The following is a 20,221-nucleotide window of genomic DNA, read 5'->3' on the forward strand; positions in this document are numbered from 1 at the left end:
TTCTTGTGGTGTGGCCATGCGGCTAAAGGGATGACTTGCGCCCGCCGTGGGGCTGCTCGCGGGCGACCGTCAGAAACGGGTCGACCAGCGCCGGGCGCGCCGTGCCGCGGCGCCAGGCCAGGCCCACGTCGAGGGTCTGGGTCAGGTCGGCAATCGGGCGGGCCTCGATGATGTCGCCTTCCAGCGACCACGGGCGGTAGGTCATGTCAGGCTGTATCGACACCCCCAGGCCCGCTGCCACCAGGCTGCGCACCGCCTCGGTCGAGGCCGTGCGCAGGGTGATGCGCGGCTGCAGCCCGGCCTGCGCCCACTGGCGCTGGGCGGTGTGGTCCATCTCATCGACGTTCAGCTGGATCAGCGACTCCCGGGCCACGTCGCCCAGGTTGATGCTGTCGTGTTCGAGCAACGGGTGCTGGGCCGGTAGCCACAGCCGGTAGGGCGAGTGGGTCAGCACCTCCGATTGCAGGGCGTGACGGTCTTCGAGGTTGGAGAGTATCAGCACGCCCACATCGATTTCGCCGCTGACCAGCAGGTGCTCGATGTACGGTCGCTCGTCTTCCATCACGCGGATTTCGACGTTGGGGTAGGCACGCTGGAAGCGCGTGAGCAGGTCGGCCAGGTAGTAACCCGCCACCAGGCTGGTCACCCCCACCACCAGCTGGCCGGCGACCTGGTCGGTGCTCTGCTGCAGGCTGCGCTTGGCGTTGTCCACCGTGGCCAGGATCAGGTGCGCCTGGCGCAGGAACTGATGGCCCTGGTGGGTCAGGTGCATGCCCTTGGCGTGGCGATTGAACAGGCTCACGCCGATTTCCTGTTCCAGCTGCTGGATGGCCAGGGTCAGGGTGGACTGGGAGATGTACACCGCCTGGGCCGCAGCCGAGATCGAACCGGTCTCGGCCACGGCAATGAAGTGGCGGATCTGACGCAGAGTCATCATGGGCATTACCCGGTACGTTGTTTTTATAGATGCAGGCGAGTGTATATCTTTTTTATCGATGGCTTGCTGAAAACCGCCGCGCCTGCGGTTCAACGTGAAACCGCGTGGCCGGCCCCGGGTGGTTACAAAAAGGTGCGTACTTGTGGGGATCTGGCGCCCGCCCTAGATTGCCCGCCTCAATCAATGGAGTCCCGAGCCATGCGCACCCTGATCATTCTCGCCCACCCCAACCTGGAAAAATCCGTGGTCAACCAGGCCTGGTTGAAAGCCCTTGAAGCCAGCGACATGAACGTCACCCTGCACCGCCTGTACGAGGTGTATCCCCAGGGCGGCGCGCTGGACGTGGAAGCCGAGCAGGCACTGGTTCGCGCCCATGACAGCATCGTGTGGCAGTTCCCGTTCTACTGGTTCAGCACCCCGCCGCTGCTCAAGCAATGGCAGGACGAAGTGCTCACCCACGACTTTGCCTACGGCCACGGCGAAGGGCAGCGCCAACTGGCGGGCAAACGCATTGGCATGGCGATTTCTGCCGGCATCAGGCAAGACGATTACAGGGCCGGCGGGCGTTACAGCTACAGCCTGGACGAACTGCTGCGCCCGCTGGAAGTCACCCTCCGCTACATCGAAGCACTGCCGGTACGCCCGTGGGTGTTCTATGGTGCCGAGTACGCCATCGACCCGGCGGAGCTGGAGGCCAACGCCGAAGGTTACCTGGATTACCTGCGCCAATTTGCCCAGGCAGCCTGAGTTCAGCCTTCGGCAGGCGCCGGCGGTGTCTCGGTGGCCAGCGCATTACCTGAATGCAGGGCACCCCACTGGCACATCGCATCGATGATCGGCTGCAAGGTGCGGCCGTGCTCGGTCACCCGATACAGCACCTTGGGCACCTTGCCAGGGAAGGCTTCGCGCTCGACCAGCAGATCGCCCTGCAACTCCTTGAGTTGCTCGGTGAGCACCTTCGACGACAAGGGGCGCATCAGGCGCAGCAGCTCGCCTGTGCGCTTGGGGCCTTCCATCAGGTGGCACAAGATGGAGCACTTCCAGCGCCCGCCGATGGCCTCGATGGTAGCGTCGATGGGAAAGTTGAACACGCGGTTGACCATGACCGGTTTCTCCTGGCTGGGGCGCAAAGGCGTGCAGGATAGCAAGCGCACCTGCGGCCGGGGCAACTTGAGGCTAATCGACGCCTGGATACACCGCCAACGGATCACAGCGCTGCGACGCCCGCCTTGGCGACCTGCGCATCCTGCTGCGCCTTGACTCCGGACACCCCCACTGCACCGACCACCTGGCCGTCGACGATGATCGGCACACCGCCTTCGAGCGGCGTGATCAACGGGGCACCAACAAACGCCGTGCGCCCACCGTTGACCATGTCTTCGTAGCCTTTGGTCTCGCGCCGCCCCAGCGCCGCGCTCCGGGCCTTTTCCGATGCGATGTAGGCACCGATCGGAGCGCACCCGTCAAGGCGCGCAAGCGCGAGCGGATGGCCACCGTCATCGACGACCGCGATGGCGACCTCCCAATCGTTCTGTTGAGCCTGCACGCAGGCGGCGTCCAGGATCCGGCGAACATCTGTGTGGCTCAGTACGGCTTTGTGCTGCATGTCTGGATTCTCGTCTGGTCATGTTGAGGCCGCCACGCACCTGATGCGCGATGCCCGAAAATGCTTGAGCTACGCCCGCGATCAGGAATGGGATACCCGGCGCAGGAAGTCCTTCATGCGCTCGTTGGTCGGGTTGCTCAGGATCTGCGCCGATGGCCCTTCGGCGACGATCGAGCCGCCTTCAAGGAACAGCGTGCGGGTCGACACGGCGCGTGCGAAGCCCATCTCGTGGGTCACCACCACCATGGTCATGCCTTCCTGGGCCAGGCTCTTCATGACGGCCAGGACCTCACCGACCAGCTCGGGGTCGAGCGCCGAGGTGGGCTCATCGAACAGCATGGCCCTGGGTTCCATGGCAAGTGCCCTGGCAATCGCCACGCGCTGCTGCTGGCCGCCGGAAAGCTGCGGCGGATAGGCGTTGTACTTCGCGGCCAGGCCGACACGGTCGAGCAGTTCCTTGCCACGCTTGCGGGCCTTGTCGACGGGTTCACCCTTTACGTACACCGGGCCCTCGATCACGTTTTCCAGGACGGTGCGATGGGGGAAAAGGTTGAACCGCTGAAACACCATACCCACCGAGCGACAGATCTGGCGGATGTTCCCGGAGCTGGCGTCGACCGTGACGCCGTCAATGCTGATCACGCCGCCGTCGTAGCGCTCCAGGCCATTGATGCAACGCAGCACCGTGGACTTGCCCGAGCCCGAAGGGCCGATCAGGCAAACCACTTCGCCCTGGCGGATCTCTGCACTGATGCCATGGAGCACCTGGTGCGGACCAAACGACTTGGTGATGTTGTCGATGCGGATCATCGGGCACTCCTTTTGTATTTGCGTTCGAGCCAGCCGGCCAACCCCATCAGAGGCAGGCTCAGGCACAGGTACATCAGGGCAACCAGGGTGAAGATGTTGGCGTTGTTGAACGATGCTGCCGCGATCAGCTTGCCCTGCATCGACAGCTCGACCACGGTGATGATCGAGGCCTGGGAGGAGTCCTTGAGCAGCATGATCATGTTGTTGCTGTATGGCGGCAGCGCGATCTTCAACGCCTGGGGCAGGATCACCCGGCGCATGGTCATTGCGCGGCTCATGCCGATGGAGTGCGCCGCCTCGTTCTGACCGGGGTCGATGGCCTGGATACCCGAGCGAAACACCTCGGCCATGTAGGCGGAATAGGCAAGCCCGAGCCCCATGGCACCGGCCTGGAACGCACTCATGTCCACGCCCATTTCCGGCAACACGAAGTACAGGTAGAACAGAATGACGATGATCGGGATGCCGCGAATGGCATTGGTCAGGTAGCGCGAGCCTTCGGCCAGCCAGCGCACGCTGCTGACCCGCAACAGCGCCCAGAACAACCCCAGCAAGGTACTGATGAGCAGCGCGCACAGGGTGATGCCGATCGTTGTCCAGGCACCTTCCATCAGTATCGGAAAGTACTCGACTGCCTGGCTGAAAAAACCTTCGAACATAGGATTGCATCCTCACATGCGGGCACCGTCGGGCGGTGGCCGTGATCACGAATCAGAGTTTCTTGACGTTCCATTTGGTGAGGATCGCGTCGAGCGTACCGTCGGCCTTGAGCTTGGCTACACCGCCATTGATTCGGGCGAGCAGCTCGCTGTTGCCTTTGCGCACCGCCACGCCGATCGCGATACGGATCTGCTTCTGGTAGTCATCGGCAACGCGCAGCTTGCTGGAGCCGGACTGCTGCACGGTGTAGAGCATCACCGGGCCATCGCCTACGGCAACATCGATACGCCCCAGGGCCACCTCGCGAATCATGTCGGACATGCTGTCGTACATCCGCAGCTCCTTGATGCCCTGCTGGGCTTTCATCGGTTCCACCGACACGGTGCCAGTCTGCACGCCGACCTTCTTGCCGGCGAAGTCGGCGCTGCTGTGGTACGCCGTCGTGTCCTGGCTGTTGGCAATCACCTCCTCGCTGTAGGCGAACAGTTCGTCGGAGAAGTCGACCACCTGGGCGCGCTGGGCATTCATGGCGAAAGCAGAGCTGATCATGTCTATCTTGTCCGTCTGCAACGACGGCACCAGGCCACCGAAGGGGATCGGACGCAGCTCGGGCGTGAAACCAAGCTCCTTGCCCAGCGCCTGGGTGATATCGATCATCACGCCCCGAAGCGTGTTGGTCCTGGTGTCCAGGAAGTTGAAGGGCACCGCAGTGGGTGTGGCGCCGACGCGCAGTGTGTCCTGGGCCTGGGCAGTGCCCAGCAGGACGGGAAGAGTCAGTGCCGCACAGGTGGTCAGTTTGATCAATCGGGTGAGCATGGGACGTCTCCTGTTGTTCGCAGAGTGAAGGTCACACAGCTGCGGTAACGATGATTTCCACGAGCATGTCGGGGGCCCCCAGCAGGGCCTGGCAAGTGGCGCGGGTGGGCGCGCAGCCATGCGGTACCCACGCATCCCAGGCCTCGTTCATGCCCTGGAAGTCGGTGGCGATGTCCTTGAGCCAGATCTGCGCAGTGAGCAGTCGGGTGCTGTCACTGCCGACAGAAGCGAGCAACGCGTCGATGCGCTTGAGAATCTCGGTCGTCTGGGCCTTGATATCGCCACTTCGCTCGGCGGCGACAACCCCGGCAAGGTAGGCGGTGCCCGCATGCACGACAATGCGGCTCATGCGGGCGTTGGTCTGGTGGCGCGTGATGGCGTTGTTCATGGTCATCTCCTGGGGTGTGAGTAGGTCAGAAACGGCTGATCGAAAAGGGCAACAAGTCGCGTTGGGCATCGACAGACCCTGACATGGCCAGAGCCAGCAAGCGCCCCGTGCCCGCCGACCCGGTCAACCCGAGGTGGCCGTGGCCGAACGCGCACCACAGGCCCGTGTGCCCGGGAAGTTCGCCAATCACCGGAAGCGAATCGGGGAGACACGGACGGTGGCCCATCCACTCGGTGGCAGCACGAATGTCCAGGCCTGGAAGCCCTGCCTTGGCGTGAGCGGCGAGCAACTGCGCGCGAGGGCTGCTTGGCGCTCGCTGCAGGCCGCCGAACTCGACGGTGCCGGCAACCCGCAGCCCTTGCTGCATGGGCGTCATGAACACCTTGCGGTCTGCGAGAACCACGATGCGCTGAAGCTCCACGCCGCCGTGGGGAAAACGCAGGTGGTAGCCGCGTTGTGTTTCCAGCGGAACCTTCACCCCCAGCGGGCGCAGCAGTTGAGCAGACCAGGCGCCTGCAGCGACAACCACCTGCACCGCACAGTAGTCCCCGGACTGGGCGCCAACGCGCCAGCCACTGGTATCCCGTGCCAGGCGTTGCACACGATCGCGGATGAACCTCACGCCGCGCGTCTTCAGATGCTCTGCAATGACTGTGGCGTAGCGCTGCGGCTCCCGGACCCACAGCTGATCGGGCAGGTAGTAGCCGGTTTGATAGATCGGCCCGAGCGCAGGCTCCAGCGCTCGGATCTCTTCGCCCGTGACATGCCGGGCGTCGAGCCCATGCTGTTTTTTCAGGGCCCAGCCGGCGTTGTCTTTCTCCAGGCTGGCCTGATCGGGGTAAAGGTGCAGTTGACCCGTTTCCGCGATCAGTTCACGGCAGCCAGTCTTGGCGGCGATGGCCTTGTGCTGGGTTGTCGCATCCCCCAGCAATGCATGCAGGGCCTGGGCAATCTGCGCAACCCTGGCCGGTCGCGAGGCGGCAACAAAGCGCACCATCCACGGCGCCACCGTGAGCAGGTAACTGGCGGGAAGGTACAACGGCCCCGTGGGGTCGAGCAGCATGCGCGGCGCCTGCTTCAACACGCCGGGCATGGCCAGGGGGGCCACGGCACCGGAGGCAATCGAGCCGGCGTTGCCGGACGAGCACTCCGCCCCCGGAGCACCGGGATCGATGACGGTTACCGAAACGCCCGTCGCAAGCAGATGGTAGGCGGTACACAGGCCGACTATTCCGGCGCCGATGACGATCGCTTCGGGTTTGCGAGCTTGAGTAGTGGGCATCTTGTACAGGGCTCTTGATGGATGAGTCCCCGAGAGGATGCAGAGCCTGTACCGAATCTGATATCAATGTATCGCACAGCAATACGAGCAAACTCGAGTGTGATATTTCACAACGGTATGAGCGGTTAGACTTGCTTCGTCAGGCAGCCCCCTCGGCGGGCCATTTTTCACCGTTACGCCCCAATTCAGTGCTCGGCACGCCACTGCTGCACCACGTTGGTCTGGAGAGTTTCATGGAGCCAAACGAGTCCCCCCTGTTTGTCCAGGCCCTGGCCACCGGCCTCGGCGTCCTCGATGCATTCACGGCCGAACGGCCGACGATGAACCTGAAAGAAATTTCAGAAGCTGCGGGTGTTACCAAAAGTGCGGCTCAGCGCTTCACTCATACCCTGGTCACATTGGGCCTGTTACGAAAGGACGCAGCGTCCAAGCGCTACTCGCTGTCGCCTCGCACCCTGGATACCGGCTACCGCTACCTACAGGCGCACGTGCTGCTGGAGCGAGCCAACCCTTACCTGCTGGACCTGAACCGCCAGACCGGCGAGACGGTCAACCTGGCCGAACGCGATGGGCACGAGATGGTGTACATCGGGCGATTCCCCAGCCCGCATCGCGCCGTTGTGCACATGCCCGTCGGTAGGCGACTGCCGATCTTCTGCTCGTCGGCAGGCCGCGCCTTTCTCTCGGCGCTGCCCGATGAGCAGATCAGGCACATTCTCACCGGTGTGGATCGGCCCAGATTCACACCGCACACGATTACCGACGTCGAAACGCTAACGAGCATCATCGCCAAGGTTCGGGAGACTGGCTTCGCCTACAGCATCGAGGAGTTCTACCTCAGCGACCTGGCCTTTGCCGTGCCGGTGTACAACATTCGTGGCGAGGCGGTGGCGGCGGTGAACCTGTCGGTGTCGACGGCCTACTGGAGCTTCGAGCGAGCGGTTGCGGAGCTTGTGCCGAAGCTGATCCACACCGCCAGGATGATCTCCACGACGCCGCCTACCTTCCGTGCGATGGAGCCGTTCCAGATCGGCTATGGCAAGGTGCGGGATGTTCCTTATGCCAAGCCGTGAATGAAGCGCATGGTGCAGATGCCGCCAGCCAGAAAGCCAAAAGCCCGCTATTAGGCGGGCTTTTGGCTTTCTGGCTGGCGGGTGCCGGTCAGTTCAGGGCGTGCATCATTCCCACTCGATCGTCGCAGGCGGCTTGCTCGATACGTCGTAGGTGACGCGCGAGATGCCTTCGATCTCGTTGATGATGCGGCCGCTAACGGTTTCCAGCAGTTCGTATGGCAGGTGCGCCCAACGCGCGGTCATGAAGTCGATGGTCTCGACCGCACGCAGCGCCACCACCCAGGCGTAACGACGGCCGTCACCGACCACGCCCACCGATTTCACCGGCTGGAATACCACGAAGGCCTGGCTGACCTTGTGGTACCAGTCGGCCTTGCGCAGCTCTTCGATGAAGATGTGGTCGGCACGACGCAGCAGGTCGGCGTATTCCTTCTTCACTTCACCCAGGATGCGCACACCCAGGCCCGGACCCGGGAACGGGTGACGGTAGACCATGTCGTACGGCAGGCCCAGCTCCAGGCCCAGACGACGGACTTCGTCCTTGAACAGTTCGCGCAGCGGCTCGACCAGCTTGAGGTTCATTTCCTCCGGCAGGCCACCGACGTTGTGGTGCGACTTGATCACGTGGGCCTTGCCGCTCTTGGCACCGGCCGACTCGATCACGTCGGGGTAGATGGTGCCCTGGGCCAGGTACTTGATGTTGTGCAGCTTGTTCGACTCGGCATCGAACACGTCGATGAAGGTACGACCAATGATCTTGCGCTTCTTCTCGGGGTCCGCTTCGCCGGCCAGGTTGTTCAGGAACTGGTCCTCGGCGTTGGCACGGATCACCTTGACGCCCATGTTCTCGGCGAACATGGCCATCACCTGCTCGCCTTCGTGCAGGCGCAGCAGACCGTTGTCGACGAACACGCAGGTCAGCTGGTCACCGATGGCCTTGTGCAGCAGCGCCGCAACCACAGAGGAGTCCACGCCGCCGGACAGGCCCAGCAGCACGTTGTCGGTGCCGACCTGGGCGCGCACCTGGGCAATTGCGTCTTCGGCGATCTTCGACGGGGTCCACAGTGCTTCGCAGCCGCAGATATCGAGGATGAAGCGCGACAGGATGCGACCGCCCTGCTTGGTGTGGGTCACTTCCGGGTGGAACTGCACGCCGTAGTAGCCGCGATCATCGTTGAACATGCCGGCGATCGGGCAGCTTGGGGTGCTGGCCAGGATGTGGAAGTCTTCCGGGATGCGGGTGACCTTGTCACCGTGGCTCATCCACACGTCCAGGCCGAATACGCCGTCAGCGTCGACGTGGTCTTCGATGCCGTCGAGCAGGCGGCTCTTGCCGACCACATCGACACGGGCGTAGCCGAACTCGCGCAGCTCGGAACCTTCAACCTTGCCGCCCAGTTGCTCGGCCATGGTCTGCATGCCGTAGCAGATACCGAATACCGGTACGCCCAGGTCCCATACGGCCTGTGGCGCGCGCGGGCTGTCGGCTTCGTGCACCGACTCGGGGCCGCCGGCGAGAATGATCCCGCGGGGGGCGAATTCGCGAATCGCCTCGTCGTCCATGTCGAACGGGTGCAGTTCGCAGTACACGCCGATTTCGCGCACGCGGCGGGCGATCAGCTGGGTGTACTGGGAACCGAAGTCGAGGATCAGGATACGGTGAGCGTGAATGTCGAGGGCCATGACTCAATCTCGTCAGTGGTAATCGGAAACGACGCGGGGCTGTCGTGAACAGCCCCGCTTACAGGTATTGCCAGGAGCATCAACCTACGCGGTAGTTTGGCGCTTCCTTGGTGATCTGCACGTCATGCACGTGGGACTCGGCCATGCCGGCACCGGTGATGCGCACGAACTCGGGCTTGGTACGCATTTCTTCGATGTTGGCGCTGCCGGTGTAACCCATCGAGGAACGCAGGCCGCCCATCAGCTGGTGGATGATCGCGGTCAGGGTGCCCTTGTACGGCACGCGACCTTCGATACCTTCCGGTACCAGCTTCTCGGCACCGGCCGAGGAGTCCTGGAAGTAGCGGTCCGAGGAACCCTGGGCCTGGGACATCGCACCCAGCGAGCCCATGCCGCGGTAGGCCTTGTAGGAACGACCCTGAAACAGCTCGATCTCGCCCGGGGCCTCTTCGGTACCGGCGAACATCGAACCCATCATCACGGCGCTGGCGCCGGCGACGATGGCCTTGGACAGGTCACCGGAGAAGCGGATGCCACCGTCGGCGATCAGCGGTACGCCGGTGCCTTCCAGCGCGGCAGCCACATTGGCGATGGCGCTGATCTGCGGCACGCCGACGCCGGCGACGATACGGGTGGTGCAGATCGAGCCAGGGCCGATACCGACCTTGACCGCGTCGGCGCCGGCTTCGGCCAGGGCCTTGGCGGCTGCGCCGGTGGCGATGTTGCCGCCGATCACCTGCACGTCGGGGAAGTTCTGCTTGACCCAGCGCACGCGGTCGATAACGCCCTTGGAGTGGCCGTGGGCGGTGTCGACCACCACCACGTCGACGCCGGCAGCAACCAGTGCGGTCACACGGTCGCCGGTGTCCTTGCCGGTACCCACTGCAGCACCGACGCGCAGGCGACCCTGGTCGTCCTTGCTGGCCAGCGGGTAGGCCTTGGCTTTCTCGATGTCGTTGACGGTCATCATGCCCTTGAGGGCGAACTTGTCGTCGACGATCAGTACGCGCTCGATGCGGTGCTTGTGCAGCAGCTCGCGGGCCTCGTTCTTGTCGGCGCCTTCGCTGACCGTGACCAGACGCTCTTTGGGCGTCATCACTTCACGCACGGTGGCGTCGAGGCGGTTTTCGAAGCGCACGTCACGGGAGGTGACGATGCCGACCAGGTCGCCGTTGTGCAGCACCGGCACGCCGGAGATGTTGTGCAGGCGGGTCAGTTCGAACAGGTCGCGTACGGTGGCGTCGGCCTCGATGGTGATCGGGTCCTTGACCACGCCGGCCTCGAACTTCTTGACCTTGCGCACTTCGGCAGCCTGCTGCTCGATGGTCATGTTCTTGTGGATGATGCCGATGCCGCCTTCCTGGGCCATGGCAATGGCCAGACGGGCTTCGGTCACGGTGTCCATGGCGGCGGAAACCAGTGGAATATTCAGCTCGATGCCACGGGTCAAACGGGTCTTGAGACTGACTTCGTTAGGTAGCACCTCGGAGTAACCGGGTACTAGGAGAATGTCGTCGAAGGTCAGGGCTTCTTGGCTGATACGCAGCATCGCGGGGGCTCCCGGGCGGGAAAATGGAAGCGCGCCATTATACTCATGCGCGCCGTGTGACTCAATGTAAAGATGGGCCTTCGGTCAGTTGTCTTGCAGCTTTACCTGCACCACTGCCACCGGCTGGTCGAGCCAGTCGGCAAAGGCATCGATGAAAGACGGCTTGAAACCGGCCTCGCCCCAGTTGTTGAAGATGAACCCCAGGTTGGAAAAGGCACAGGGCTGCAGGTAAAGGAAGCCGTTGATGTCGTCTTCATGGCCGCAGCGCGGGCAGGTGAAGTTGTCGCTGATGCCGGGCATCCACTCTTCCAGGCTGGCGAACAGCTCCACCCCCACTTCCCGGCGGCACTCGGCGCAGCCGGCTTCTTCGAGAAAGCCTTCGGTGGGCGTATAGATGCAGCGCTTGTAGATGACTTCCAGGCCATTGATGGGCTGGCCGTACGGTAGCAGCTGCGGCCGCTCGACCACCTTGCGCGCACCCTCGGCGATGGCATAGCCCATGCGGTTGCCGGTGCGCCCGCAGGTGCTGAGCTGTTCCTCGATCACCTTCTCGCGTACCAGCCAGCGCAGGATCGCGCGGGCGCGCGGCTCGTGCACCGGCACGGTGGAGATCTTGGGGACGATGATGCTCTGGAATGTCATGAAGGCGGCCGAACAGGTTAAAGGTGCCAGTTTACCTCACTCAGGTAGCGCGCGATCAGCGCGATGCCGCTGGCCAGCACCAGCCAGGTGACCAGCCGCACGAAGGTTTCGCGGGACATCTTCAGGGTCAGCCGGCGCCCCACCCACAGGCCGGCGAACATCATCGGCAGCAGGCACAGGGCAAGCAGCAGCAACGGCAGGTCGGCGTACACCCCGGCAATCAGGAACAGGCTCAGGCGCACCACGGTGCTGCAACTGATCAGCGCGCTCTGGGTCGCGCGCACCTGCTCCTTGGCGTCGAGCCGGGCATTGAGGTAGATGGCATAGAGGAAGCCGCCGCTGCCGAACAGCGCACCGAACAGGCCGCCGGTGATGCCCATCGGCACCGACCAGCCGGCATTCAGGCGCGCCGGCTTGACCTTCACCGCCAGGCTGTAGAGCGCATAGGCGCTGATGAACAGGCCCATCAGCAACAGCAACAGGTCGGACTTGAGGTTGAGCAGGAACACCACGCCCAGGGTGCAGCCGATGGCCATGCACGGCAGCAGGCGCAGCAGTTCGCCGCGCACCACGGCCTTGCGCGCCGGCAGCCAGTTGCCGAAGGCGGCGACGAAGTCCAGCAGCACCAGCAACGGGATGATGCGCGACAGCGGCATGAAGTTGATCAGGACCGGCCCGGCGACCAGCGCGGTGCCGAAGCCGGCGATGCCGAACACGATGTAGGCGACGCCGATGCCAAGCAGTATCGGCAGCCATTGGAGCGCAGTGAAAGGGAGCGAGTCGAGCAGTGTGGAGAGCATGGTGTATGCCTGAGTCGTGAGTGAGGCAGCGTTCAGACGAACTTTAGCCATTGGCCAGCCATGCCGACTAATATGCAATTGCGCCATCAGCCATCTCGAAAAGGCATCCCTCATGATCTCCACCCGACAGTTACGCTACTTCGTCGAGATTGCCGAGTCCGGCAGTTTCAGTGCTGCCGCCGAGCGCCTGTTTGTCGCGCAGTCGGCGCTGAGCCGGCAGATAAAGGAGCTGGAGAGTCAGCTGGCCACCCCGCTGTTCGAACGCACCGCCCGCCAGCCGCGCCTGACCGCAGCGGGCCTGGCGTTTCTGCCGCGGGCCCGCAACCTGCTGGGCGAGCTGGAAAAGGCCTGCCGCCTGGCCACCGAAATCGGTCAGGGCCTGCGCGGCAGCCTGCGCCTGAGCCATTCGAGCACGGTGCCGCTGACCGGCGCGCTGCTGGATCGGCTCACGGGCTACCTGCAGCACAACCCCGGCGTGTCGATGGACATCGCGCAGCTATCTTCCGAGGCGCAACTGGAGGAACTGGCCGAAGGTCGCCTGGAGTTCGGCCTGCTGCGCCTGCCGGTGCTGCGCCAGCACGAAGGGCTGTGCGTGCAGCCGCTGTTCGACGAACCGCTGCTGCTGGCGGTGGCCGCAGACCACCCGCTGGCCGATGAGCCCAGCGTGTACCTGGCGCAGTTACGCGACGAGGCGTTCATTTCCATCCCCCACCGCCAGCGCGGTGGCTTGAGCTACCTGTCGGCCGAGCTGTGCATGCGTGAAGGGTTCTTCCCTCGGGCTGCGCGGGTGGTGTCGCGCAAGACCACGCAGTTGCAGTTGATCCAGGCCGGGTTCGGGGTGGCCTTGCTGCCACGGTGCATGCGCGATATCGCGCCAGCGACGCTGCGCTTCGTGCCGCTGGCCGACGCGGGGTGCGTGAGTACGGTGGCGCTGGCCTATCGACGTGATGCCGGGCCGTTGGTGCATCAGTTTGTGGAGCACATGCAGGGCTGAGCCGGCAAGCAGCGCCGCCACCTGCCGGGACTGCAAAGACCGCACGATTCCCTTTATGATGCCCCGCATGATCAAAGACCCTTTCGAAAGACTCGGCCTGGACCGCGAGGTCCTTACCGTCAGCCAGCTCAACGGCCGCGCCCGCGTGCTGCTCGAGGACGTGTTCAGCAACATCTGGGTCGAGGGCGAAATCTCCAACCTCGCCCGGCCCGCCTCCGGCCACGTCTACTTCACCCTCAAGGACAGCGGCGCCCAGGTGCGCTGTGCACTGTTTCGCAACAACGCCGCCCGCGTGCGCCAGGCATTGCGCGACGGCCTGGCGGTCAAGGTGCGTGGCAAGGTCTCGCTGTTCGAGGGGCGCGGCGACTATCAGCTGATCCTCGACACCGTCGAACCGGCCGGTGACGGCGCCCTGCGCCTGGCCTTCGACGCGCTCAAGGAAAAGCTCGGCAACGAGGGCCTGTTCAGCAGTGAACGCAAGCGCGCCCTGCCCGCCCACCCGCAGCGTATCGGCATCGTCAGCTCGCCCACTGGCGCGGTGATCCGCGACATCATCAGCGTGTTCCGCCGCCGCGCCCCGCAGGTGGAGCTGACCCTGATACCCACCGCCGTGCAGGGCCGCGAAGCCATCAACCAGATCGTGCGGGCCCTGCAACGCGCCGATGCGCAAGGCTTCGACGCGCTGATCCTGGCCCGTGGCGGCGGCTCGCTGGAAGACCTCTGGTGCTTCAACGAAGAAGCCGTGGCCCGTGCCATCGCCGCCTGCGTCACGCCCATCGTCAGCGCCGTGGGGCATGAAACCGACGTGTCGATCAGCGACTTCGTCGCCGACGTGCGCGCCCCCACCCCTTCGGCCGCCGCCGAACTGCTGGCCCCCGACAGCAGCGACCTGGGCCGACGCCTGGAAAGCCTGCAACGCCGCCTGCTGCTGCGCATCCAGAACCGCCTGGCCCATGACCGGCTGCGCCTGGACAGCCTGGCGCGGCGTCTGCGCCACCCCGGCGAACGCCTGCGCCAGCAGGCCCAGCGCCTCGACGACCTGGACATGCGCCTGCGCCGCGCCTTCGAGCAGCGCCTGAACCAGCGCCGCGAACGCCTGGCACGCCTGGATACCCGCTTGGCCGCGCAGCACCCCGGGCGTGCCCTGGCGCTGCTCAAGCAACGCCTGGACAACCTCGCCGAGCGCCTGCCGCGAGCCATGCGCCAGACCCTCGCCACCCGCCGCCAGCACCTGCAGGTGCAGGTGCAGACACTGCAGGTGGTCAGCCCGCTGGCCACCCTCAGCCGTGGCTACAGCATCCTGCTCGACGAGCGCGGCCAGGCCATCCGCAGCGCCGCGCAGACCCGCAACGGCCAGCGCCTGACCGCCCGCCTGGGCGAAGGCGAGCTGCAGGTGCGGGTCGAAGACAACCACCTGACCCCGGTCACGCTCTCTCTACTGGACTGACTCATGCCCCGACTGTTTGCCCCGCTGCTCGTCCTCTGCCTGGCCTTCGCCGGCACCGCCCAGGCCAGCTACATCACCCGCCAGTTGAACAAGCCGGTGCCCGGCGGCGTCGCGGTGGTCGACCTCGGCCCCGCCGCCCAGGCCCCTCAGGCACGCTTCGACGGCAAGCCGGTGCTGGTGGTACGCGAGCAGGACACCTGGCTGGCCATTGTCGGCCTGCCGCTGACCCAGAAGCCCGGCACCGCCAGCCTGACCCAGGGCGAGCGCACCCTGAGCTTCACGGTCGCCAGCAAGAAGTACCCCGAGCAGCGCATCACTCTGAAGAACCAGCGCCAGGTCAACCCCAACCCGGCCGACCTCAAGCGCATCGACGCCGAACTGGCCGAGCAGCTCAAGGCCTACCGCAGCTTCAGCCCCAACCTGCCGAGCAACCTGCTCCTCGACAAGCCGGTCAACGGCCCGCTGTCGAGCAAGTTCGGCGTGCGTCGCTTCTTCAACGGCGAGGAACGCAACCCGCATGCCGGCCTGGACTTCGCCGTGCCCGCCGGTACCCCGATCAAGACCCCGGCCAACGGCAAGGTGATCCTGATCGGCAACTACTTCTTCAACGGCAACACCGTGTTCGTCGACCACGGCCAGGGCTTCATCAGCATGTTCTGCCATATGTCGAAGATCGACGTGAAACCCGGCCAGCAACTGAGCCGTGGCGCCATCGTCGGACGTGTGGGCTCCACTGGCCGCGCCACCGGGCCGCACATGCACTGGAACGTCAGCCTGAACGACGCACGGGTCGATCCGGCGATCTTCATCGGGGCCTTCCAGCCTTGATCAGCATCTTGCGCCAATCAAAAAGACCGCGCAACTGGCGCGGTCTTTTTGATTGGTCGGCGCTATAAAATCACGACATTCTTCAGTTTTTAAGCATTCCTCTCAATTTTTTTGCAGTGCTTGCCATCGTTCACCCCACTGGTTAGGGTTGAACCCATGAAAACCACGCACACCCTCATCCTGCTTCGCCAACATCGCAGCCTTTGCCTGGTCAGTGCCCGACTACCAAGCTGAATCGCGTCGCCTCGCCCATTCATCACTTGTACGTTCGGCGGGCCCCTTTCAAGGCCGCACAATAAGGATTGCTTTCATGACCATGCTCAAAGACCCTTCGAAAAAATACCGTGCCTTCGCTCAGGTAAACCTGCCTGACCGCACCTGGCCCTCGAAGACCATCACGGCCGCGCCGATCTGGTGCAGCTCGGACCTTCGCGACGGCAACCAGTCGCTGATCGAGCCGATGGATGCGGTCAAGAAGCTGCGCTTCTGGAAGACCCTGGTCAGCGTGGGCGTGAAAGAAATCGAGGCCTCCTTTCCATCGGCCTCGCAAACCGACTTCGACTTCGTGCGCACCCTGATCGAAGACGGCCACATCCCGGACGACACCACCATCCAGGTGCTGACCCAGGCCCGTGAAGACCTGATCGCACGTACCTTCGAATCGCTGCGCGGGGCCAAGAAGGCCATCGTGCACCTGTACAACGCCACCTGCCCGGCATTCCGCCGCATTGTCTTCAACCAGGACAAGCAGGGCGTCAAGGACATCGCAGTGAACGCGGCCAAGCTGTTCGTCAAGTACGCCGCCCAGCAGCCGGAAACCCACTGGACGTTCCAGTACTCGCCAGAGACCTTCAGCGCTACCGAACTGGAGTTCGCCAAGGAAGTCTGCGACGCGGTGATCGAGGTGTGGAACCCGACCCCCGAACACAAGGTGATCCTCAACCTGCCAGCCACCGTGGAAGTTTCCACCCCGAACATCTATGCCGACCAGATCGAGTGGTTCGGGCGCAACGTGTCGCGCCGTGACAGCGTGATCATCAGCCTGCACACCCACAACGACCGTGGCACTGGCGTGGCTGCCACCGAGCTGGGCCTGATGGCCGGCGCCGACCGTGTCGAAGGCTGCCTGTTCGGCAACGGCGAGCGTACCGGCAACGTCGACCTGGTGACCCTGGCCCTGAACCTCTACACCCAGGGCGTGGACCCGGAGCTGGACTTTTCCGACATCGACGGCGTGCGCAAGGTGGTCGAAGAGTGCAACCAGATCCCGGTGCACCCGCGTCACCCGTATGTAGGCGACCTGGTGCACACCGCGTTCTCCGGCTCGCACCAGGATGCGATCCGCAAGGGCTTCACCCAGCAGAAAGAAGACACCCTGTGGGAAGTACCGTACCTGCCGATCGACCCGGCCGACATCGGCCGCAGCTACGAGGCGGTGATCCGCGTCAACAGCCAGTCGGGCAAGGGTGGCATCACCTACCTGCTCGAACAGGAATACGGCATCAGCCTGCCGCGTCGCATGCAGATCGAGTTCAGCCAGGTGGTACAGGGCGAGACCGACCGCCTGGGCCTGGAAATGACCGCCCAGCAGATCTACAAGCTGTTGCAGAGCGAGTATCTGCAAGCCAACGCCCCGTATGCGCTGGTCAGCCATCGCCTGCAGGAAGAGAACGGCCACAGCGCCGTGGAAGTGGAAGTGGCCGGTGAAGGCGAAACCACCCTGCACTGGCGTGGCAAGGGCAACGGCGCCCTCGAGGCCCTGGTGGCCGGCCTGCCGGTAGCCGTGGAAATCATGGACTACAACGAGCACGCCATCGGTGCCGGTACCCACGCCAAGGCGGCGGCCTACATCGAACTGCGCGTGGCTGGTGGTCGTCCGGTGCACGGCGTGGGTATCGATGAAAACATCACCACCGCCAGCTTCAAGGCGCTGTTCAGCGCACTGAACCGCTCGCTGAGCCAGCAGGCTGCTAAGGCGGCGTAAACGCCAACTGACCCGCTGCTGCATGCAATGCCCGCCTCTGATACGGAGGCGGGCATTTTTTTTGGTTGTGCGAAAGCCTGCGGGGCGCTGGCGTGCTCGGTATACTGCCGGCCTCATTATTTTTGCCACACCTGTAAGGACACTCAATGAGCCACTACCTGGAACGGGCACTCACCAGCCTGCGCACCATCGGCATCAACTTCATCCAGCCCGTTCAGGATGCCCCGGTTCTGGTACTGCTGGACCGCGTGGCCCACTACGACACCACCAAGGTCACCTCCATCGCCACCGTGCTGCAGCAGGCCACCAGCTTCAACAGCATGGTGCGCGAGCAGATCGAAGGCATGGACATCTCCACGCGCTTCATGGACATCACGCAGAGCTTCACCTCCATCCGCGAGGACGCCGCCGCCATGGCCGGCTGGATGGATGACGGGCGCCTGGACGCGATGGAAAAGATCAAGCTGACCTGGATGAACGTGCGTCGCGGCTCCATCCCCAGCCGCTTTGCCGATATCCGCGAAAACTACCTGAAGGTGTGCAAGTCGGCCAACGACCAGATCGCCCGCGAGAGCGTGATCCTGGAGTCGTACATGGACTTTCGCATGGCCATGAAAGCCGCCGAGGTGGAAGCCCAGCAGGTGCTGGCCATCGCTGGCGAGGCCCTGCAGCAGCGCACCCTGGCCCTGAACGAGGCCAACGCCCGGGTCGCCGACGCCGAAAGCGCCGAGCCCGCCGCACGCGCCGCGCTGGAACTGGGCCGTGATGAAGCCGTGCGCGCCCTGCAGGACGAAGACAAGCGCTACCAGATCATCAAGGACATCGCCGATGACCTGAAGGTCGGCTACAACACCGCCGAAATGGTCTTTGCACGCATCAATCAGGTGCACGTGATCAAGGAGCGTCAATACCAGCGCATGGTGTCGTTCTTTTCCACCAACGAAGTGGTACTCACCGGGCTTGCCGTGTCGTTCACCGCCAACAGCGGCCTGGCCGAAGCCACCCACACCCTCAATGCCACCACCGACGGCATCAGCCAGGGCCTGGAGTCGCTGGGCAGCACCGGCAACCAGCAGCTCGAAGCCGCGGTCAAGGCCAGCTACGGCTCGACCATCAAGGTCGACTCGGTGCGCGCCCTGGCTGACGCCACGCTGTCGTTCCAGACCGACATGAAGCAGATGGCCGACACCTACCGCGCAGAGTCGAGCAACGCCGCCCGGGATATCGCCGAAGCCGTCGAAGAGGCCAAGCGCAAGTTCGCCGCCCTGCTGACCAAGGCCGCCTGATGAGCAGTGTTCCTCTGTCCGAACAGCTGGGCGCGATGGCGGTGGTCGACCAACTGCGCCATCAGCAGATGCAGGTGCAGGAGCACCTGAACCTGCCGCAGCGCCGCGCTGAAGTCGCCGAGCGTATCCGCACCTACTACCAGGCCCAGGGCATCGCCTATGACGATGCACTGATCGAACAGGGTGTGCGGGCGTTCTTCGCCCGGCGCCTGGCCTTCGAGGCGCCCGAACAGACCGCACTGCAACGCCTGACCACGCGCCTGCTGCTCAACCGCAGGAAGCTCATGCGCATCCTGCAACTGATCGTCGTCGCGCTGCTGGCCGTACAGTGCACCCGGGTGGTGAACGACACCGCCAAGACCTCCAAGGTGCAGGACAACGTCCGTACGGCCGAGTATCGCAGCAGCGATCTGAGCGCCGACCTTGCGCAGCACCAGTCGCGCTTCGATGCGCTGCAGCAAGCCGTCGCGCAACAGCCCGAGCCCGCGGTCACGCGCCTGCTGGGGCCGCTTGCCGAGCGGCTGACGCAGGTTCAGACACTGCTGACGCACCGACCGTGGCCGCAACTGATCGACAGCGACAACCGCGACAGCGTGCAGCAGGACCTCGATACCTACGAACGCAACACCCAGTCGGCGCGCGCGCAACTGAGGCAGGCCGACAAGGGCCTGAACGACGTCCAGGCCATTATCGATGCCCGCAGCCGCCTGCAGGCCGTACTGCACAACCCGGCGTTCACCGCAGGCGCCAAGCGTTTCGGGGTGATGGCGCAGCAGGCCCGGGTGGCCGACCAGGCCATCGGCAACGCCGACACCCAGGGCATCGAGGTGGTCGACCGTGAAGTCGGTGAGCTCGAAAGCCAGCTCGATCGCATTCAGCAAGTCCAGCCGCTGATCCGGCGCCTGGACGAAATCGAGCAGCAGTTGCCCGCCCTGCGCCTGCCGCCGAACGACCTGCGGGTGGTGCGTGCCCAGGCCGCCCAGGTCGACAAGGCCATCGACGCCCTGCAGGCACGCCAGGCCAGCGACCACCTGTCGACGCTTGACAGCCTGCTGGTGTTCGCCCGTCAGGCACTGGAGCTGCGGGTGGTGGACCGCTACGGCATCAAGTCGGGGGTCGAGCGCTGCTATGACCAGGCGCTGTGCAACCAGGGCGGTGACTCCCTGCAGGGCAAGAGCTGGTACCTGGTGGTCGAGGCCGTGGACGCCGCCGGCAACCCGATCAGCGTGCCGGTCACCAGTTCGGAAACCGGCGAATCGCGCTGGGCGTCCTACTTTGGTGTGCGGGTCAGCCAGGCCGAGTACCTCAAGGTCAAGGAAGACAAACTCAGCGACGGCCACATCGACGACCTCGCCATGGGCAGCAAGCCTGCCAACATGCTGAGCCTGAAATTCAACCAACGTGTCGCCAAACCCGACATGATCCTGGACTGGTGA

Annotated in this window: 20 protein-coding genes; 8 read left to right on the top strand and 12 right to left on the bottom strand. The window is 64.3% G+C overall.

Going from position 1 to position 20,221, the window contains the following annotated elements:
• Positions 1–22: 22 nt before the first annotated feature.
• On the bottom strand, positions 23–937 hold the full coding sequence (locus FW760_RS12555) for a LysR family transcriptional regulator (RefSeq protein WP_058541552.1): 915 nt from the start codon (positions 935–937) through the stop codon (positions 23–25).
• Positions 938–1,135: 198 nt separating this feature from the next.
• Here FW760_RS12555 and FW760_RS12560 point away from each other — a divergent pair, with 198 nt between their 5' ends.
• Entirely contained in the window at positions 1,136–1,684 is a 549-nt protein-coding gene (locus FW760_RS12560) for an NAD(P)H-dependent oxidoreductase (RefSeq protein WP_100633051.1), read from the top strand.
• 2 nt (positions 1,685–1,686) lie between these two features.
• Here FW760_RS12560 and FW760_RS12565 read toward each other — a convergent pair whose 3' ends face one another.
• From FW760_RS12565 to FW760_RS12595, 7 genes are all read right to left on the bottom strand, one after another.
• On the bottom strand, positions 1,687–2,040 hold the full coding sequence (locus FW760_RS12565; protein WP_043860650.1) for a winged helix-turn-helix transcriptional regulator: 354 nt from the start codon (positions 2,038–2,040) through the stop codon (positions 1,687–1,689).
• A gap of 104 nt (positions 2,041–2,144) precedes the next feature.
• Positions 2,145–2,543: a heme-binding protein gene (locus FW760_RS12570; RefSeq protein WP_116052997.1), complete on the bottom strand. Its 399-nt coding sequence runs from the start codon at positions 2,541–2,543 to the stop codon at positions 2,145–2,147.
• An 81-nt stretch (positions 2,544–2,624) separates the two neighbouring features.
• The gene (locus FW760_RS12575) at positions 2,625–3,353 is read right to left on the bottom strand and encodes an amino acid ABC transporter ATP-binding protein (RefSeq protein ID WP_054915062.1); all 729 of its coding nucleotides are present in this window, start codon (positions 3,351–3,353) and stop codon (positions 2,625–2,627) included.
• The gene (locus tag FW760_RS12580) at positions 3,350–4,012 is read right to left on the bottom strand and encodes an amino acid ABC transporter permease (RefSeq protein ID WP_054915063.1); all 663 of its coding nucleotides are present in this window, start codon (positions 4,010–4,012) and stop codon (positions 3,350–3,352) included. The genes FW760_RS12575 and FW760_RS12580 overlap by 4 nt, the downstream gene beginning before the upstream one ends.
• Positions 4,013–4,064: 52 nt before the next feature.
• Complete coding sequence (locus FW760_RS12585) at positions 4,065–4,829, bottom strand: ABC transporter substrate-binding protein (protein ID WP_054915064.1); 765 nt, start codon at positions 4,827–4,829, stop codon at positions 4,065–4,067.
• 31 nt (positions 4,830–4,860) lie between these two features.
• Entirely contained in the window at positions 4,861–5,217 is a 357-nt protein-coding gene (locus FW760_RS12590; protein WP_058541450.1) for a RidA family protein, read from the bottom strand.
• A gap of 25 nt (positions 5,218–5,242) precedes the next feature.
• The gene (locus FW760_RS12595) at positions 5,243–6,499 is read right to left on the bottom strand and encodes an FAD-dependent oxidoreductase (RefSeq protein WP_116052995.1); all 1,257 of its coding nucleotides are present in this window, start codon (positions 6,497–6,499) and stop codon (positions 5,243–5,245) included.
• 233 nt (positions 6,500–6,732) lie between these two features.
• On the opposite strand from FW760_RS12595, the gene FW760_RS12600 reads away from it, so the two are divergent.
• Complete coding sequence (locus FW760_RS12600) at positions 6,733–7,572, top strand: IclR family transcriptional regulator (RefSeq protein WP_116052992.1); 840 nt, start codon at positions 6,733–6,735, stop codon at positions 7,570–7,572.
• A 105-nt stretch (positions 7,573–7,677) separates the two neighbouring features.
• On the opposite strand, the gene guaA is transcribed toward FW760_RS12600, so the two are convergent.
• The 4 genes from guaA to FW760_RS12620 all read right to left on the bottom strand — a co-directional run bounded on the left by guaA (position 7,678) and on the right by FW760_RS12620 (position 12,246).
• Positions 7,678–9,255: a glutamine-hydrolyzing GMP synthase gene (guaA, locus tag FW760_RS12605; protein WP_043860651.1), complete on the bottom strand. Its 1,578-nt coding sequence runs from the start codon at positions 9,253–9,255 to the stop codon at positions 7,678–7,680.
• Positions 9,256–9,334: 79 nt separating this feature from the next.
• Positions 9,335–10,804, bottom strand: a complete 1,470-nt coding sequence (gene guaB / locus FW760_RS12610; protein ID WP_043860652.1) for an IMP dehydrogenase — start codon at positions 10,802–10,804, stop codon at positions 9,335–9,337.
• A gap of 84 nt (positions 10,805–10,888) precedes the next feature.
• Positions 10,889–11,446, bottom strand: coding sequence for a sugar ABC transporter ATPase (locus FW760_RS12615; RefSeq protein WP_353229607.1), 558 nt, complete (start codon positions 11,444–11,446; stop codon positions 10,889–10,891).
• Positions 11,447–11,463: 17 nt separating this feature from the next.
• Positions 11,464–12,246 (bottom strand): sulfite exporter TauE/SafE family protein, encoded by a 783-nt coding sequence (locus FW760_RS12620; RefSeq protein WP_370408961.1) that lies wholly within the window; start codon positions 12,244–12,246, stop codon positions 11,464–11,466.
• Positions 12,247–12,358: 112 nt separating this feature from the next.
• Between FW760_RS12620 and FW760_RS12625 the strand changes: the two genes are divergently transcribed.
• From FW760_RS12625 to FW760_RS12650, 6 genes are all read left to right on the top strand, one after another.
• Positions 12,359–13,240, top strand: a complete 882-nt coding sequence (locus FW760_RS12625) for a LysR family transcriptional regulator (RefSeq protein WP_088514574.1) — start codon at positions 12,359–12,361, stop codon at positions 13,238–13,240.
• A gap of 67 nt (positions 13,241–13,307) precedes the next feature.
• Positions 13,308–14,687 (top strand): exodeoxyribonuclease VII large subunit, encoded by a 1,380-nt coding sequence (xseA, locus tag FW760_RS12630; protein WP_054915069.1) that lies wholly within the window; start codon positions 13,308–13,310, stop codon positions 14,685–14,687.
• Between the two features lie 3 nt (positions 14,688–14,690).
• Positions 14,691–15,515 carry a M23 family metallopeptidase gene (locus tag FW760_RS12635; RefSeq protein ID WP_116052986.1) on the top strand — a complete coding sequence of 275 codons (825 nt, stop codon included), beginning with the start codon at positions 14,691–14,693 and terminating at the stop codon, positions 15,513–15,515.
• A gap of 310 nt (positions 15,516–15,825) precedes the next feature.
• Positions 15,826–17,499: a 2-isopropylmalate synthase gene (leuA, locus tag FW760_RS12640; RefSeq protein ID WP_043860402.1), complete on the top strand. Its 1,674-nt coding sequence runs from the start codon at positions 15,826–15,828 to the stop codon at positions 17,497–17,499.
• A gap of 146 nt (positions 17,500–17,645) precedes the next feature.
• Complete coding sequence (locus tag FW760_RS12645) at positions 17,646–18,785, top strand: hypothetical protein (protein WP_043860401.1); 1,140 nt, start codon at positions 17,646–17,648, stop codon at positions 18,783–18,785.
• Positions 18,785–20,221 (top strand): DUF6384 family protein, encoded by a 1,437-nt coding sequence (locus FW760_RS12650; protein WP_116052983.1) that lies wholly within the window; start codon positions 18,785–18,787, stop codon positions 20,219–20,221. The genes FW760_RS12645 and FW760_RS12650 overlap by 1 nt, the downstream gene beginning before the upstream one ends.

Source organism: Pseudomonas sp. 1176_21 (assembly GCF_052850635.1).